Here is a 16,071-nt window from a genome sequence, read left to right on the forward strand (position 1 = left end):
TTGTAGGCCGGATAAGGCGGAAGCCGCCATCCGGCAATACCGCCGATTAATGCCTGATGGCGCTGCGCTTATCAGGCCTACAAATACTTATCACGCCGACAAATACCGAATCGTTTGCTACGCGCCGATGCTGTTTAATGTTTCCAGCACCTCGTGCGGCAATACCAGCCTGGCGCTGGCGAGGTTCTCCTGCAGATGCTGCGGAGAAGAGGTGCCCGGGATCAGCAAAATATTGGGTGAACGCTGTAACAACCACGCCAGCGCCACCTGCATTGGCGTTGCATCAAGCTCCGCCGCCACCGCATTCAGCTCGCTCGATTGCAGCGGTGAAAAACCGCCAAGCGGGAAGAACGGCACAAAGGCGATGCCCTGCTCATTCAGACTATCAATCAGCGCATCATCCTGACGGTTCGCCACGTTATAGAGATTCTGCACGCAGACGATGGACGTCATCTTCTGCGCATCCGCCACCTGTTTCGCCGTCACGTTGCTCAGGCCAATATGGCGAATCAAGCCGCGATCTTTAAGCTTAATTAAGGTCTCCAGCGGCGCCTCCAGTGACCCTTCCGCCGGGCCGTGGGCACTGAACATCGCGCGCAGATTCACCACATCCAGCACATCAAGCCCGAGATTGCGCAGGTTATCTTCCACCGCGCGGGTCAGCTCTTCATCACTAAAAGCGGGCAGCCAGTTGGCCTTCTCATCGCGGCGCGCGCCGACTTTGGTGACAATCGTCAGGTTATCCGGGTAGGGATGCAGCGCCTGCTTAATCAATTTATTGGTGACGTGTGGGCCGTAAAAATCACTGGTATCAATATGATTCACCCCGGCGGCTACCGCATCGCGCAGCACTTGCAGCGCGCGCGCTTCATCGGCCGGCGGGCCAAACACGCCAGGGCCTGCGAGCTGCATTGCACCATAACCCAGACGACCTACTTCGTTGTCGCCCAGACGATAAGTCAGCGAAAGTTCAGACATAGCATTGCTCCTGTGTGTTAAGTCAGTCGATTGTAGGCGGCGCGTCTGAAGGCGGCAATGCACCTTTTGTGCGAAGGGTAAAGCCCATCCTCAAGCCACGGATATATAACGCAATCGTTACAAGAAATGTCTACACTTTAGAAAACGGGCCCTATCGAGGATGTCATATGATTTTTCCAGCTATGCCAGTCAACGAAAAAGAGCGTCTGCACTCTTTATACATGATGGATTTGCTTGATAAAAAAGATGACGAACGCTTCGACCGCTTAACCCGCATGGCGAAAACCACCTTCGATGTGCCGATTGCGGTGATTAGCCTGCTCGATCGCGATCGCCAGTGGCTGCTCTCTCGCGGCGGCATTGATACCCACGAAACCCCGCGTAACCTCTCTTTCTGCGCCCACGCCATTCTCGAAGAGGGCGTCTTTATTGTGAAAGATACCCAGATGGATACGCGCTTTGCCGATAACCCCTTCGTCACCGGCGAGCCGTGGGTGCGTTTCTACGCCGGTTGCCCGGTGCGTCTGCCGGATGGCGCCATTGCCGGTACCATCTGCATTATTGATACCTACCCGCGCCCCTTCTCCAGCGCGGAGATCAACACCCTGCTCGATTTCGCCGCCATCGTCGAAGATGAGTTTTTAATTCTCAGTATGGCGATGACCGATGCCCTGACCGGCATGCCCAACAGCCGCGGCTTTTACCGCTCCGGCGAGAAGCGCTTCACCTTGTCGAAAGAGCACAACACCCCCTTCAGCTTGCTCTATTTCAGCATCGACAACCTGAAGTCGATCAATGAAGTGCTGGGCAGTAAAGAGGGGGATGCGGTGGTGAAAACCTTCGCCAGCACGCTGACGAAATGCCTGCAGGAGCAGGATATCGCCGCGCGCATGGGCGGCGGGGAGTTTGCCGTGCTACTCAGCAACAGCGCCGAGCACGATGTCGATGCCTTCCTCTTCGATCTGCAAACGCGAATGGACACGCTGGAGGTGAGCGGCGGCAAAAACTACCACATCAACTACTCCCACGGCGTGATTGAGCAGGATGAGAAGTACACCACCCTGCGCGACATGCTGGAGGAGAGCGGCAAAGTGATGTACGCGGAAAAACGTCGCCGTTAAAGGGTGGCGAAACCGCCCTGCCCTTGCCAGCCCTCAAGCCGCTGATAGATCGTCTCTACCGCCGCCTTCACCGGCGGCGTCATCGGGTAGTAAAAGCCGACGATATCGGGCTGAATGCCGAGGAAAATCACCTCGCCGACATCCTCTTTCAACTGATCGATCAGGTAGTTGAGCGGCATATTGTGGGTGGTCATCATAAACATCTCGGCGATGTCGTCCGGGTTAACCACACGGATCTCGCCGGGGTTAAGCCCCATATCGGTAGCGTCGACCAGCAGCAGCCGTGCCGGGCGCAAATCACGGATCGCGGCAACATCATTCTCCGGCGCGCTACCGCCATCAATCACCCGCCACTCTCCGGCAGGTTTCGCGGCGCACATCTCCGCCAGCAGCGGGCCTGCGCCATCGTCGCCCATCATGCTGTTGCCGACACAGAGTAAAACGTCAGTCACGTAACCTCCTGACCATCAGATAGATGGCGCTCTCCTGGTAAATATCATGCAGCATCGACAACAGCTCGCGGCTCCACGCCTGCTGCGTTGCGGTTTGCTGCGCCAGCGCGCGGTCAAACGCGTTCGCCAGCAGCATCACATGCGTACTGTCGATAACAATTTCGCCATAGCGCGGCACCCCTTCCATTTTCCGCCGCGCCTCGCTGCCCGCTTCGAGGGTGGCGATCCACGCCATGTAGTCGTCCCACGGGCAGGTGAGCGCCGCCTCCAGACAGTCGATCACCCCAAGATGGTGGCCAATAGCCAGACTGTAGTAGACCACCTGCTGCGCCTGCGGCGGCGTCGCCTCGTTTTCGTCGATAAATTTGCGCCGCAGCTGGCTAAAGACCACCGTTTCACTCATCAGATTTTCGCCTCCTGCACCACCTGGTTAAGGTGGCTGACAATCTCCGTCAGGCGCGGATCGTTCTCCTGCGCCAGCCAGTTCATCACTTCATGCTCGCCGAGGGTGCGCAGGCGCAGGTAGTCATCGGCAATCTGGCGGCCATAGCGATAACCCGCCAGTCGGCGCGCGGTGCGATCTACTTTGACCCGCAGCGGTTGCACCATCTGCGGATGGAGGATCTCCGCCGGTTGATCGTCCAGTTCGCCGGGCAGACGAGCGTGAATTTTCTGCTCCAGCAGCCCGAGCGCCATCGCAAAGCCATACAGCGTGGCGGCAGGCGTCGGCGGGCAGCCGGGAATATAGACATCGACCGGCACGATCTTGTCCGTTCCGCCCCAGACGCAGTAGAGATCGTGGAAGATCCCGCCGCTATTGCCGCAGGCACCGTAGGAGATGCAGATCTTCGGATCGGGCGCCGATTGCCAGGCGCGTAACGCCGGGGAGCGCATTGCGCGGGTGACCGCGCCGGTAAAGAGCAAAATATCGGCATGACGCGGCGAGGGCACCACTTTAATACCGAAGCGTTCGGCATCGAACAGCGGCGAAAGGGTGGCGAAAATTTCGATTTCACAACCGTTGCAGCCACCGCAATCCACGCGGTAGACGTAGGCCGAGCGTTTGATCTTCTTCAGCAGCGAGGCTTTCATGCTGGCGATGGACTCCTCCACCGTCATCGGCAGCGGAATGCCCTCTGCGTCGCGCGGTCCAATAAGCTGGCTCATCAGCTGGCCTCTCTCATATGACGGGTCAATTCAATCCGGTCGGTTGGCACCAGGCACTGCTGGCGTTTACAGGCCGGGCAGGTTTCAAAGCTGGCGCGGTGCGCTTCGGCGCGGGTGTCGCCGTTATGCGCCAGCAGCGCGATGGCGTAATCGATCTCTTTTTGTACGGCAAAGGGGCGCGCGCATTCGCGGCACTGGCACAGCTCAAAGCGCGACTGTTGCAGAAAGTCGGCCTTGTTCCACACCGCCAGCTCATACTCCTGCGACAGGGTAATCGCCGCCGTCGGGCAGACCTCTTCGCAGCGGGCGCAGAAGATGCAGCGCCCAAGATTAAACTGCCAGGCCTGCTCGCCGGTGGCGAGATCGGTCTCAACCGTCAGCGCATTAGAGGGGCAGGCGTTGACGCACGCCGCGCAGCCGATGCACTGCTGCGGGTTGTGCTGCGGCTTACCGCGAAAATTTTTATCAACCGGCATCGGCGACAGCGGATATTCGCTTGTCGGCGCGCCGGTTTTGATCACTTTTTTGATAAAGGTAAACATGGCTTGCAACGCTCCTTCTATTTCAGCGGCGAGTGCTTACGCTCAATGCTGTAGCGCTCCAGCTCTTTGTAGGGCACCACCTGGCTCTTTTTCTTGCGCACATCCACCACCGTCATGCGGTCGGTGCAGGAGTAGCAGGGATCGAGGCTGCCGATAATCAGCGGCGCGTCAGAGACGGTATTGCCGCGCAGCATATAGCGCAGGGTTGGCCAGTTGGCGTAGGTCGCCGCGCGGCAGCGCCAGCGGTAGAGTTTCTGGTTGTCGCCGGTCATGCTCCAGTGGATATCATCCCCGCGCGGCGCTTCGGAAAAGCCAAGAGCAAAGCGGTGCGGAATATAGGTAAAGCCCTCGACCATCAGCGGGCCGCCGGGCAGATTATCGAGACCGAAATCAATCATATTCAGGGCGGTAAAGACTTCGTTGATGCGCACTTTCAGGCGCGAAATGACATCGCAGCCCTGCTCGGTATGAACGGTCATTGGCAGCAGGCCGTAGCCGACAAACGGGTGATCGGCGCGGGTGTCGCGGGCGTGGCCGCTGGCGCGCACCATCGGGCCAACGTTGCTAAAGTCGCGGGCGATTTGCGGATCGAGGCGGCCAATGCCGACCGTGCGCTGCTCAATATTCGGCGTGCTTAACAGCATATCGACCAGCTCCTGCACATCGCGGCGCATCTGCTGCGCCAGCTGGCGGGTCTGGATCATCTCATCCTTCAGCATGTCGCGACGGATACCGCCAATCAGGTTCAGGCCGTAGGTTTTACGCGCCCCGGTGAGAATTTCCGCCATCTTCATTGAGGTCTCACGCACGCGGAAGAACTGCATAAAGCCGGAGTCAAAGCCTACAAAGTGGCAGGCAAGGCCGAGGTTAAGCAGGTTGGAGTGCAGGCGCTCGACCTCAAGCAAAATGGCGCGGATCATCTGCGCACGCTCTGGCACCACAATGCCCATCGCGTTCTCCACCGAGGTGGTGTAAGCGGTGCTGTGGGCAAAGCCGCAGATGCCGCAGACGCGATCCGACAGGAAGGTCACCTCGTTGTAACCCATGCGGGTCTCCGCCAGTTTTTCCATGCCGCGGTGGACATAGAACATGCGGTAATCGGCGTCGATAATGTTCTCACCATCGACAAACAGGCGGAAATGGCCCGGTTCGTCAGAGGTGACGTGCAGCGGGCCAATTGGCACCACATTGTTCTTCTTATCGCCCAGTTCGTTGATGAACTCGTAGGTTTCCGCATCGGTGGTTGGCGCGGGGCGCTGGCGGTAATCCATGCTGTCTTTACGCAGCGGATAGAGTTCATCCGGCCAGTCGTCGGGCAGCACCAGACGGCGCTCATCGGGCAGGCCTACCGGGATCAGGCCATACATATCGCGCACTTCGCGCTCGCCCCATACTGCCGCCGGCACGCGCGGCGTGACCGAGGGGTACTCCGGTTTCAGGGCATCCACTTCGACGCGCACGGTAATCCAGCACTTGACGCCCTGCTCCATCGACAACACGTAGTAAACGGCGAAGTGGCCGTTGAGCTTGCGCTCATCGTTGCCAAACAGCACCGACAGCCAGCCGCCCTGCTGGTAGTAGAGGAACTCGACCACTTCCGGCAGGTAGTTGATTTTGATGGTCAGGGTCAGCTGATCCTTCGTCTGCCATGCGCTCTCCAGCACCACGCCGGGGAATTTTTCATGCAGCGCGGCAAGGTAGTGTTGGCCGATCTTTTCTTCAGACATAGATAAACTCTCTTAATAGGTCGCCAGCAAGGAGACAAAGGCCAGGAAGGCGACGCCGAAACCGGCCCAGGTGACGCGCGAGGCGGCAACAAAACGCAGGCGCGCCATGCTGTTTTCAAACAGGGCGATAACCAGTACGCCGAGCAGCAGTTTCAGCAGCGCGACAACCAGCGCCAGCAGCAGACCGCCAATGCTGAAGGCGGTCATCTGCCCCCAGGGTAAAAAGACGCCAACAAACAGTTGCAGCACCACCAGCTGTTTCAGGCTGATGCCCCACTTGAGGATGGCGAAGCCGCTGCCGCTGTACTCGGAGAGCGGCCCCTCCTGCAACTCCTGCTCCGCTTCCGCCAGATCGAATGGCAGCTTGCCCATCTCAATAAAGGTGGCGAAGGCGCAGGCGCATAGCGCAAGAAACAGCGGCAGGCTGGCGTGCAGCGGCCAGTGATAAACGGTGTCAGTAATGTGGGTGATATGGGTTGATCCGGCGACCAGCGCCGCCACCCACAAGCCCAACAGCAGGATCGGCTCCACCAGCACGCCGAGCATCGCTTCGCGGCTGGCACCCAGCCCGGTAAAGGGGCTACCGGTATCCAGCCCGGCGATAGCGAAGAAGAAGCGGGCAATGGCGAAGAGGTAGATAAGCGTGATCAGATCGCCGAGCAGCGGCAGCGGTGAGGCCACCGTTACCACCGGCAGCGCAGTGGCAATCGTCAGCATCACGCCAACCATCACCAGCGGCGTCAGGCGAAAGACCCAGCCGGAAGCCGCCGGGGCGACGCTCTGCCGCCCGAGCAGTTTGAAGAGATCGCGATACTCTTGCAGCACGCCCGGCCCGCGCCGGTTATGCAGACGCGCACGCGCCACGCGGCTGATGCCGGAAAGCAGCGGCGCAAGGGCGAACAGCACCAGCGCCTGTACAACAGCAAACAGAAAACTCATCTTCAGGCTCCTCGGGAAATCACCACAACTACCAGCACCGCCAGCTCAATCAGCGCCAGGCGACGAAACAGCAGCGGCGCGGCGTCTCCCCGCCAGGCGGGCAGCGACAGCGTCGGCTCCAGCCATTTGCGCAGCGCGAGTACCGGCGCGAAGGCCGCTTTAACCGGCATCGCAAAACCGTGGGCGGTGATGACCATCGACGCTTCATGATCGTACCCACACACCCACGCCGCCCCCCTGCTGCGTGACGGCAGACGGTCGCCCTTCAGCAGCAGGAGCAGCACCAGCGGCAGCAGCGTCGCGGCAATCAGCAGCAGGGCAATCATCGGTTGCGACACCACGGTGTTCGCCGTTTCAAGCGGCAGCGGCACGGCACTGAACAGGCGCGGCAGCAGCCACGGCGCGGCAACACCGCCAAGCACACAGCAGATCGCCAGCGCCGCCACGCTTACACTCATCAGCCACGGCAACGGGCGCGGATTTTCTGCCTGCGCGCTGCGCGGTGCGCCAAGGAAGGTGACGCCATAGACTTTCGCCATGCACATCACCGCCAGCGCGCCGGTGATCGCCAGCCCAACCGCCAGCAGCGGCCCCATCACTTGCAGGAGAAAATTGCCGCTGGCACTTAAGCGGAAGAAGGCCTGGTAGATCACCCACTCACCGGCGAAACCATTGAGCGGCGGCAGCGCGGCCATCGCCATCAGGCCCACCAGCATCGCCAGTGATATAAGCGGCATGCGTTTACCGAGGCCGCCCAGTTTTTCGATATCGCGAAAACCGGTAGCAAACCAGAGCGCGCCCGCACCGAGAAACAGCGTGCTTTTAAACAGGCTGTGGTTGAAAAGATGATAGAGACCGCCGACCAGCCCGAGCGCCACCAGCGCAGGCTGGCGCAGCGCAAGCCCGGTGATGCCCGCGCCAAGGCCGAGCAGGATAATGCCGATGTTCTCCAGCGTGTGGTAAGCCAGCAGCCGCTGAATGTTGTGCTCCATCAGCGCATACAGCCCGCCGACAAACGCGGTCAGCAGACCAAACGCCAGCAGCAGCACGCCCCACCACAGCGACGGTTGCCCGCCAAGTAAAGAGAGTGTCAGGATGCCGAACAGCCCGACTTTCATCACCACGGCGGAGAAGAGCGCCGCCGCCGGAGCTGGGGCGTTGGCATGGGCCTGCGGTACCCAGGCGTGCAGCGGGATAATCCCCGCCAGCAGGCCAAAACCGATCACGCCGAGCAGCCAGAGGCCGCCGCTCAGGGGGTGCAGGCTCAACACGCTGAAATCGAGGGTCTGGTAGCGCTGCCACAGCAGCCAGCAGACCAGCGCCAGCAGCAGTGTGCCGAGACGCCCGAGGGCGAACCAGAGTTTGCCGGAGGCGCTGCACCCGGTGAGGAACACCGCGCAGAGCGCCATGATCTCCGCCATTACCACCAGCGCGCCAAGGTTGGCCGCGCTCACCGCGCAGATCGCCGCCGCCAGCAGGAGGTTAATCAAAAGCCCATTGGCTTTTACCGCCTGATGGCGGTGCCACGCCAGGTTATAGAGGCTGATAAAGAAGCCGCAGACGCCAAGCGTCAGCAGCCAGACAGCGCTGAGCGGCGTGAGCAACAGATGAAGGTTGATGAGCGGCACAATACCGCTCACGGTTTGCCCGTCGAGCAGTGCGCCAGCACCGGCCGCCGTCGCCAGCAGGCAGCCAGCCGCACCGCCAAGACCGGCGAAGAAGCCGCTCACTGCTTTGAACGCACTCAGCAGGCCCGCCAGCAGTGCCGCACAGCTCAGTGTGACGACCGCGCCGCTCAGCAAAGAGAAAAGCGTCATTTTGCACTCCCGTTATTCTGCGCAAACTGCGCCAGATCGCCGTAATCGCTATTAAGGGTCTGCTCGCGTTTGCGGCGGCTGGCGCGATTGATATCGTGCGGGCTGACCAGGTGCAGCGCCTTGGTCGGGCACATGCGCACGCAGGCCGGGCCGTCAGCGTCGAAGTAGCAGAGGTCGCACTTCACGGCGATGGCGCGCACGCCCGGCACCCAGTCGAGCAGCGAACTCACTTTCGCAGGCATCGGCGGCGCGGCGGGCGCTTTTGGCGTGTTGACGTTGGCCGGAATATCCAGCGGACGGCTGCCGGAAAACTCAATCGCGCCGAACGGACAGGCAATCGCGCAGAGCTTGCAACTAACGCAGAGGCTCTCATTGAGCTGCACCGCGCCATCCACGCGGTTGATAGCGTTCACCGGGCAGACCCCGGCGCAGGGCGCATCTTCACAGTGGTGGCACTGCTGCGGCGCGGATTCATATTGGCTGCGCATAACGCGCAGGCGCGGCATCGCCTGCAATCCATACGCGCGGTGCGTCTCGGCGCAGGCCGCCTCGCAGGTGTGGCAGCCAATACAGAGCGCCGGGTCGGCAATTACAAAACGGTTCACCAGTCGATCCTCAGGTGAGTCGCCCGCTTACGGGCAGTCATTTTTGACGAAACATGTCGCTTTCGGTGTCATCTCGACACCCGTCGACACTCCAGCTCAGGCCAGCACCGGCGAGTGCCCGTCGCGGGCAAGGGTGGTGAGGTTGACCGGCGTATCGGCTTCCATTGCGGCATAGAGGTTGTCGTAGACGGCGGCGAGTTTGCCGAGGTAGTGCTCAAGCACTTTTTCGCGATCGCGGACCTCAAACAGACCATCAATTTTCCCGTCGCTGGTGAGCCGCGCCTCGGCGATTAAACGCTTCTCTTCACTGCCTTTATTGGCAATCGCATACTCAATGGTGTGGCCGTTAAAGCCGCCGCTCAGGGTGATATAAACCGTGAAGTGATCGAACAGCACGAAGCAGAGCTGCTGCTCCGGCGCACAGCCGATGGTGTGGTGCAAACGCGCTTTGGCGAGCGTAATGCCCTGAACCAGCGTATTGCAGTAACTGCGCCACGCCTCTTGCAGACGGTGGTGCCGTCCGGCGATGTAATCCGCCTTTTCGCTAATTTCCCAAATCGTCATCTCAGCTTACCCGCTTAATTGAAACAACTGCTGATAAGCATCATCCATGCCAGTTTTTAACCTACTGATTTTAATTGCTTTTATAAAAATAAAGGCGAATTTCGACGTGTCATCTCGTCATTGTCGTCATCGTCACCCTGACTAAATCGGGAGTGGCACTGTTATTGCATTAGCAGGGGAAATGATAAGGAGGCGTTATGCATGAAATCACGTTGTGCCAGCGCGCGCTGGAGGTGATTGAACAACAGGCGGCGGCAAATGGCGCACGCAAGGTCACCGGCGTCTGGCTGAAGGTGGGCGCATTTTCTTGCGTCGAAACGGACGCTTTAACGTTTTGTTTTGATCTGGTCTGCCGCGGCAGCCTGGCGGAAGGTTGTAGACTGCATATCGAACAACAACAGGCCGAGTGCTGGTGTGAGTCTTGCCAGCAGTATGTGACGTTACTCAGTCAGCGTGTACGCCGCTGTCCACAATGCCACAGCGACCAGTTGCAGATCGTCGCCGACGACGGTATGCAAATTCAGCGACTGGAAATTGAGGAGTAAGCAATGTGTACGACATGTGGTTGTCAGGATGGAAACCGCTATATAGAAGGCGATGAACATAACCCCCACTCCGCCTTTCGCAGCGCCCCCTTCGCCCCGGCGACGCGCCCGGCGCTGACCATTACCGGGGTCAAAACCGATGCGTTCAGCCCGACTCAGCTTGACGAGGGCGACCTGCATTATGGCCACGGCGCAGCGGGAACCCATGCGCCGGGCATCAGCCAGCGGCGGATGCTGGAAGTTGAGATCGACGTGCTGGATAAGAACAACCGCATCGCCGCCCGCAACCGCGCGCGCTTCGCGGCCCGCCAGCAACTGGTGCTGAATCTCGTCTCCAGCCCCGGCTCCGGCAAAACCACTCTGCTCACGGAAACCTTGCTGCGCCTGAAAAACCGCCGCCCCTGCGCGGTGATTGAGGGCGATCAGCAAACCGTTAACGACGCCGCGCGCATCCGCGCCACCGGCACCCCGGCGATTCAGGTCAATACCGGCAAAGGCTGCCACCTCGACGCGCAGATGATTGCCGATGCCGCACCGCGTCTGCCGCTGGCCGAGCAGGGAATCCTGTTTATTGAGAACGTCGGGAATCTGGTCTGCCCGGCGAGTTTCGATCTCGGCGAACGGCATAAAGTGGCGGTGCTCTCCGTAACTGAAGGCGAGGATAAGCCGCTCAAATATCCGCATATGTTCGCCGCCGCCTCGCTGATGCTGCTCAACAAAGTCGATCTGCTCCCCTACCTCAACTTCGATGTTGAGCAGTGCATCGCCTACGCGCGGGAGGTAAACCCGGAGATTGAGATCCTGCTGGTTTCCGCCACCAAAGGCGACGGCATGGACGCGTGGCTTGAGTGGCTGGAGGCGCAACGATGTGCATAGGCGTACCGGGGCAAATCTGCGCCATTGACGGCCTGCAGGCGAAAGTCGATGTCAGCGGCATCCAGCGCAATGTCGATTTAACGCTGGTTGGCAGTGAAGATGAGCAGGGTCGCTCGCGTATCGGCCAGTGGGTGCTGGTGCACGTCGGCTTTGCCATGAGCATCATCAACGAAGCGGAAGCGCGCGAAACGCTGGCGGCGCTGCAAAACATGTTTGATGTTGAGCCGGATGTCGGCGCGCTGCTCTACGGCGAGGAGGGATAATGCGCTTTGTCGATGAATACCGCGCGCCGGAGCAGGTGATGCAGCTTATCGCCCGCCTGCGTGAACGCGCTAACGCACTGGCTTACACCGCTGCGCGACCGCTGCGCATTATGGAGGTGTGCGGTGGCCACACGCATGCCATTTTCAAATTTGGCCTCGACCAGCTGCTGCCGGAGAATATTGAGTTTATCCACGGCCCCGGCTGCCCGGTCTGCGTCCTGCCGATGGGGCGCATCGACACCTGCGTGGAGATCGCCAGCCACCCGGAGGTGATCTTCTGCACCTTTGGCGACGCCATTCGCGTGCCGGGCAAAAACGGCTCACTGTTACAGGCGAAGGCGCGCGGCGCGGATGTGCGCATCGTCTACTCGCCGCTCGATGCGCTGGCGCTGGCGGAGAAAAACCCGCAGCGTAAGGTGGTCTTTTTTGGCCTCGGCTTCGAAACCACCATGCCCGCCACCGCGATTACGCTACAGCAGGCGAAGGCGCGGGATATTAACAACTTCTGGTTCTTCTGCCAGCACATCACGCTGATCCCGACCCTGCGCAGCCTGCTTGAGCAGCCCGATAACGGCATTGACGCCTTTCTCGCGCCCGGCCACGTCAGCATGGTGATTGGCACCGATGCCTATACCTTTATTGCCGATGAGTTTCAGCGCCCGCTGGTGGTCGCCGGTTTTGAGCCGCTCGACCTGTTACAGGGCGTGTTGATGCTGGTCGAGCAGAAAGTTGCGGCGCGAAGCGAGGTGGAGAACCAATACCGCCGCGTAGTGCCGGATGAGGGCAACCGGCGGGCGCAAGAGGCGATTGCCGAGGTGTTCACCGTGCGCGGCGACAGCGAGTGGCGCGGGCTGGGGATGATTGGCGAGTCGGGCGTGCATCTGACCGCTCCCTATCAGCGTTTTGACGCCGAAGCCCATTTCCAGCCAGCCATGCAGCAGGTGTATGACGACCCGCGCGCCCGCTGCGGCGACGTGCTGACCGGGCGCTGCAAACCGCACCACTGCCCGCTATTTGGCAACACCTGTAATCCACAAAGCGCCTTTGGCGCGCTGATGGTATCCTCTGAAGGAGCCTGCGCCGCCTGGTATCACTATCGTGCTCAGGAGTGTGAAGTATGAATGAGGTTCAGATGGCGCACGGCAGCGGCGGCCAGGCGATGCAGCAGCTGATAGGCGAACTCTTTATGCAGGCTTTTGCCAACCCCTGGCTGGCGGAGCAGGAGGATCAGGCGCGCCTCGATCTCACCGCGCTGGCGGCGGGCGGCGACAGGCTTGCCTTCTCCACCGACAGCTATGTGATTGACCCGCTGATTTTCCCCGGCGGTGACATCGGCAAACTCGCCGTCTGCGGCACCGCCAATGATGTGGCGGTCAGCGGCGCGATCCCGCGCTACCTCTCCTGCGGCTTTATCCTCGAAGAGGGGCTCTCGATGGCAACCCTGAAACAGGTGGTGGAGAGCATGGCGGCAACGGCCCGCAGCGCCGGGATCGCCATCGTCACTGGCGACACCAAAGTGGTGCAGCGCGGCGCGGCGGATAAGCTGTTTATTAATACCGCCGGTATTGGAGCGATCCCCGCCACCCTTCACTGGGCGGCAGCCTCGTTACAGCCGGGCGATGTGCTGCTGGCAAGCGGCACGCTGGGCGACCACGGCGCGACGATCCTCAACCTGCGTGAAGGGCTGGGGCTGGACGGTGAGTTAAGCAGCGACTGCGCGGTGCTGACGCCGTTAATTGAGACGCTGCGCGAGCTGCCCGGCATCAAAGCCCTGCGCGACGCAACGCGTGGCGGCGTCAACGCGGTAGTGCATGAGTTTGCCGCCGCCTGCGGGTATGGCATTGAATTACAAGAGAGCAAATTGCCAATTAACCCGGCGGTGCGCGGCGTGTGTGAACTGCTGGGGCTGGATGCGCTTAACTTCGCCAATGAAGGCAAACTGGTGATCGCCGTTGCGCGCGACAGCGCCGAACTGGCGCTCAGCCACTTACGCGCCCACCCTTTAGGTAAAGATGCCGCGATGATTGGCGAAGTCGTCGAACAACAGGGCGTGCGGTTAGCCGGGCTTTACGGCGTGAAACGCCTGTTAGATCTCCCCCATGCGGAGCCGTTACCGCGGATCTGCTAGTTGTTATTTTTCACACCTGTTGGTGTGTTTCTGGATGAGCAAAATGTCGTATACACCGATGAGCGATCTCGGACAGCAAGGGCTTTTCGATATCACGCGGATATTATTACAGCAGCCGAACGTGGCGGCGCTCAGCGAAACGCTGGCACAGCTGGCGCGTCAGGCGGGGCTGGCGCAGGGCGCGGCGATTGTGCTGTGGCATGCGGATAGCCACCGGGCGAGCCGCTACAGTGTTCAGACAACGGAAAAGGGCGCGGAGTATGGCGATCAGGCGCTGCTGGCGAGCGGGCCGGTGCGGCATATTCTCTCGCACCCGCAGGCGTTGCACTGCACGGCGGAGCTGTTTAATGAGACCTGGCCCGTCCTTGCCGCAAGCGGGCTTTACCCACCCTTCGCCCACTACGCGCTGCTGCCGCTGGCGGCGGAGGGGCAGATTTTCGGCGGCTGCGAGTTCTTTCGCTATGACGACCAGCCCTGGAGCGAGCGCGAGCTGGAGCGCCTTAATACGCTGACGCAGCTAGTCGCGGTGGTGGCTGAACAGTTGCAGACCCGCGACCGGCGCACGCCGGACTATGCCCTGCTCAGCCAGGAGCGCAACGATTACCGCATTCTGGTCGCCATTACCAATGCAGTGCTCTCGCGGCTGCATATGGATGAGCTGGTGAGCGAAGTCGCCAAAGAGATCCACTACTACTTCGGCATTGACGCCATCAGCCTGGTGCTGCGCGGCAGCCGCAAAGGCAAGCTGACCATCTACTCCACGCACTACCTTGATGAGGCCAATCCGACGCATGAAACCCAGGAGGCGGACGAGGCGGGCACGCTGACGGAGCGCGTGTTCCTGAGTAAAGAGATGCTGCTGCTCAACCTGCACGAGCGCGACAAGCTTGCCCCCTATGAGCGGATGCTGTTTGAGACCTGGGGCAACCAGATCCAGACGCTCTGCCTGCTGCCGCTGATGTCGGGCAAAAATTTGCTCGGCGTGCTGAAGCTGGCGCAGTGCCAGAAGGAGGTCTTTACCCAGGCGAACCTCAAGCTGCTGCGCCAGATCGCCGAGCGTATCGCCATTGCGGTGGATAACGCGCTGGCCTATCAGGAGATCCATCGCCTGAAGGAGCGGCTGGTGGATGAGAACCTCGCGCTAACCGAGCAGCTTAATAAGGTCGACAGCGAATTCGGCGAGATCATCGGCCGCAGCGAGGCGATGTCGCGGGTGCTGAAACAGGTGGAGATGGTGGCGCGCAGTAACAGCACGGTGCTGATCCTCGGCGAAACCGGCACCGGTAAGGAGCTGATTGCCCGCGCTATCCACAACCTGAGCGAGCGCAACAGCCGCCGGATGGTGAAGATGAACTGCGCGGCGATGCCGGCCGGATTGATGGAGAGCGATCTTTTTGGTCATGAGCGCGGTGCGTTTACCGGTGCCAGCGCCCAGCGCATCGGCCGCTTTGAGCTGGCGGATAAGAGCTCGCTGTTTCTTGATGAGGTGGGCGATATGCCGCTCGAGCTGCAACCGAAGCTGCTGCGCGTGTTGCAGGAGCAGGAGTTTGAGCGGCTCGGCAGTAACAAATTGATCCGCACCGATGTGCGGTTGATCGCCGCCACCAATCGCGATCTGAAGAAGATGGTCGCCGATCGCGAGTTTCGCAGCGATCTTTACTACCGTCTGAATGTGTTTCCTATCCAGCTGCCGTCGCTGCGCGAGCGCCCGGAGGATATTCCGCTACTGGTGAAAGCCTTCACCTTCAAAATCGCCCGCAAGATGGGGCGCAATATCGACAGTATTCCGGCGGAAACCCTGCGGGTGCTGAGCGCGATGGAGTGGCCGGGGAATGTGCGCGAGCTGGAGAATATGATTGAGCGCGCGGTGCTGCTGACGCGCGGCAATGTGTTGCAGCTTTCGATGGCGGAGATCGCCATGCCGGTCGTGCCCGCGACACCGCCCGCCGAGTCACCGCGCGACGGGGAGGATGAGTATCAGCTGATTGTGCGCGTGTTAAAGGAGACCAACGGCGTGGTCGCCGGGCCAAAAGGCGCCGCGCAGCGGTTGGGGCTGAAGCGCACCACGCTGCTCTCACGTATGAAACGGCTGGGGATTGATAAGGATGATTTGTCGGGTGGATAAGGTTCAGGTGCCATCCGGCAACCTTTTTGAACGCCAATGCCGGATGGCGCTTGCGCTTATCCGGCCTACGCCGTTTCAGAAACAGGGTTTTGTAGGCCTGATAAGGCGCAGCCGCCATCAGGCATTCCTTCAGCAACACAGATTTTCCCTTTACATCAAGTCTCACAGCGAGGGGGTTGTGTCCCCGCTGAAATCGGCGAACCGAAGCGTGAATGACAAGGT

At 60.5% G+C, this 16,071-nt stretch carries 18 protein-coding genes; 8 read left to right on the forward strand and 10 right to left on the reverse strand.

What is annotated here, in order from left to right:
* Positions 1–117: 117 nt before the first annotated feature.
* The gene (locus IAE50_RS21320) at positions 118–978 is read right to left on the reverse strand and encodes an aldo/keto reductase family oxidoreductase (protein WP_200581213.1); all 861 of its coding nucleotides are present in this window, start codon (positions 976–978) and stop codon (positions 118–120) included.
* Between the two features lie 167 nt (positions 979–1,145).
* Here IAE50_RS21320 and IAE50_RS21325 point away from each other — a divergent pair, with 167 nt between their 5' ends.
* Positions 1,146–2,099, forward strand: coding sequence for a diguanylate cyclase (locus tag IAE50_RS21325; protein ID WP_094421838.1), 954 nt, complete (start codon positions 1,146–1,148; stop codon positions 2,097–2,099).
* On the opposite strand, the gene hycI is transcribed toward IAE50_RS21325, so the two are convergent.
* The 9 genes from hycI to hycA all read right to left on the reverse strand — a co-directional run bounded on the left by hycI (position 2,096) and on the right by hycA (position 9,912).
* Complete coding sequence (gene hycI / locus IAE50_RS21330; RefSeq protein ID WP_076769120.1) at positions 2,096–2,551, reverse strand: hydrogenase maturation peptidase HycI; 456 nt, start codon at positions 2,549–2,551, stop codon at positions 2,096–2,098. The two genes, IAE50_RS21325 and hycI, sit on opposite strands and share 4 nt — an antisense overlap.
* Positions 2,544–2,954: a formate hydrogenlyase maturation HycH family protein gene (locus tag IAE50_RS21335; protein WP_200581214.1), complete on the reverse strand. Its 411-nt coding sequence runs from the start codon at positions 2,952–2,954 to the stop codon at positions 2,544–2,546. The genes hycI and IAE50_RS21335 overlap by 8 nt, the downstream gene beginning before the upstream one ends.
* Positions 2,954–3,718 carry an NADH-quinone oxidoreductase subunit B family protein gene (locus IAE50_RS21340; RefSeq protein ID WP_054804324.1) on the reverse strand — a complete coding sequence of 255 codons (765 nt, stop codon included), beginning with the start codon at positions 3,716–3,718 and terminating at the stop codon, positions 2,954–2,956. The genes IAE50_RS21335 and IAE50_RS21340 overlap by 1 nt, the downstream gene beginning before the upstream one ends.
* A complete protein-coding gene (locus IAE50_RS21345) occupies positions 3,718–4,260 on the reverse strand; it encodes a formate hydrogenlyase complex iron-sulfur subunit (protein ID WP_200581215.1) in 543 nt (180 codons plus the stop codon). Before IAE50_RS21345 ends, IAE50_RS21340 begins: the two co-directional genes overlap by 1 nt.
* A gap of 17 nt (positions 4,261–4,277) precedes the next feature.
* Complete coding sequence (hycE, locus tag IAE50_RS21350; RefSeq protein WP_094421840.1) at positions 4,278–5,987, reverse strand: formate hydrogenlyase subunit HycE; 1,710 nt, start codon at positions 5,985–5,987, stop codon at positions 4,278–4,280.
* Between the two features lie 12 nt (positions 5,988–5,999).
* Positions 6,000–6,926: a respiratory chain complex I subunit 1 family protein gene (locus IAE50_RS21355; protein ID WP_124967423.1), complete on the reverse strand. Its 927-nt coding sequence runs from the start codon at positions 6,924–6,926 to the stop codon at positions 6,000–6,002.
* Between the two features lie 2 nt (positions 6,927–6,928).
* A complete protein-coding gene (gene hycC / locus IAE50_RS21360; protein WP_200581216.1) occupies positions 6,929–8,743 on the reverse strand; it encodes a formate hydrogenlyase subunit 3 in 1,815 nt (604 codons plus the stop codon).
* Positions 8,740–9,348 carry a 4Fe-4S dicluster domain-containing protein gene (locus IAE50_RS21365; RefSeq protein WP_200581217.1) on the reverse strand — a complete coding sequence of 203 codons (609 nt, stop codon included), beginning with the start codon at positions 9,346–9,348 and terminating at the stop codon, positions 8,740–8,742. The genes hycC and IAE50_RS21365 overlap by 4 nt, the downstream gene beginning before the upstream one ends.
* Positions 9,349–9,444: 96 nt before the next feature.
* Positions 9,445–9,912, reverse strand: coding sequence for a formate hydrogenlyase regulator HycA (gene hycA / locus IAE50_RS21370; protein WP_023480582.1), 468 nt, complete (start codon positions 9,910–9,912; stop codon positions 9,445–9,447).
* Positions 9,913–10,109: 197 nt separating this feature from the next.
* Between hycA and hypA the strand changes: the two genes are divergently transcribed.
* The 7 genes from hypA to IAE50_RS26135 form a co-directional block, all read left to right on the forward strand.
* Positions 10,110–10,457: a hydrogenase maturation nickel metallochaperone HypA gene (gene hypA, locus IAE50_RS21375; protein ID WP_023480549.1), complete on the forward strand. Its 348-nt coding sequence runs from the start codon at positions 10,110–10,112 to the stop codon at positions 10,455–10,457.
* Positions 10,458–10,460: 3 nt separating this feature from the next.
* Entirely contained in the window at positions 10,461–11,333 is an 873-nt protein-coding gene (gene hypB / locus IAE50_RS21380; protein WP_200581218.1) for a hydrogenase nickel incorporation protein HypB, read from the forward strand.
* Positions 11,324–11,596 (forward strand): HypC/HybG/HupF family hydrogenase formation chaperone, encoded by a 273-nt coding sequence (locus tag IAE50_RS21385; protein WP_042718782.1) that lies wholly within the window; start codon positions 11,324–11,326, stop codon positions 11,594–11,596. Before hypB ends, IAE50_RS21385 begins: the two co-directional genes overlap by 10 nt.
* On the forward strand, positions 11,596–12,717 hold the full coding sequence (gene hypD / locus IAE50_RS21390; protein WP_200581219.1) for a hydrogenase formation protein HypD: 1,122 nt from the start codon (positions 11,596–11,598) through the stop codon (positions 12,715–12,717). The genes IAE50_RS21385 and hypD overlap by 1 nt, the downstream gene beginning before the upstream one ends.
* Positions 12,714–13,724: a hydrogenase expression/formation protein HypE gene (gene hypE / locus IAE50_RS21395; protein WP_200581220.1), complete on the forward strand. Its 1,011-nt coding sequence runs from the start codon at positions 12,714–12,716 to the stop codon at positions 13,722–13,724. The genes hypD and hypE overlap by 4 nt, the downstream gene beginning before the upstream one ends.
* Before the next feature lie 43 nt (positions 13,725–13,767).
* Positions 13,768–15,849: a formate hydrogenlyase transcriptional activator FlhA gene (gene flhA / locus IAE50_RS21400; RefSeq protein ID WP_200581221.1), complete on the forward strand. Its 2,082-nt coding sequence runs from the start codon at positions 13,768–13,770 to the stop codon at positions 15,847–15,849.
* Positions 15,842–16,071 (forward strand): hypothetical protein (locus IAE50_RS26135; RefSeq protein WP_234467277.1); only part of this gene is annotated, 230 nt, incomplete at its 3' end. The genes flhA and IAE50_RS26135, both read left to right, overlap by 8 nt.

This window comes from Kosakonia sp. S42 (genome assembly GCF_016624785.1).
Classification (GTDB): domain Bacteria; phylum Pseudomonadota; class Gammaproteobacteria; order Enterobacterales; family Enterobacteriaceae; genus Kosakonia; species Kosakonia cowanii.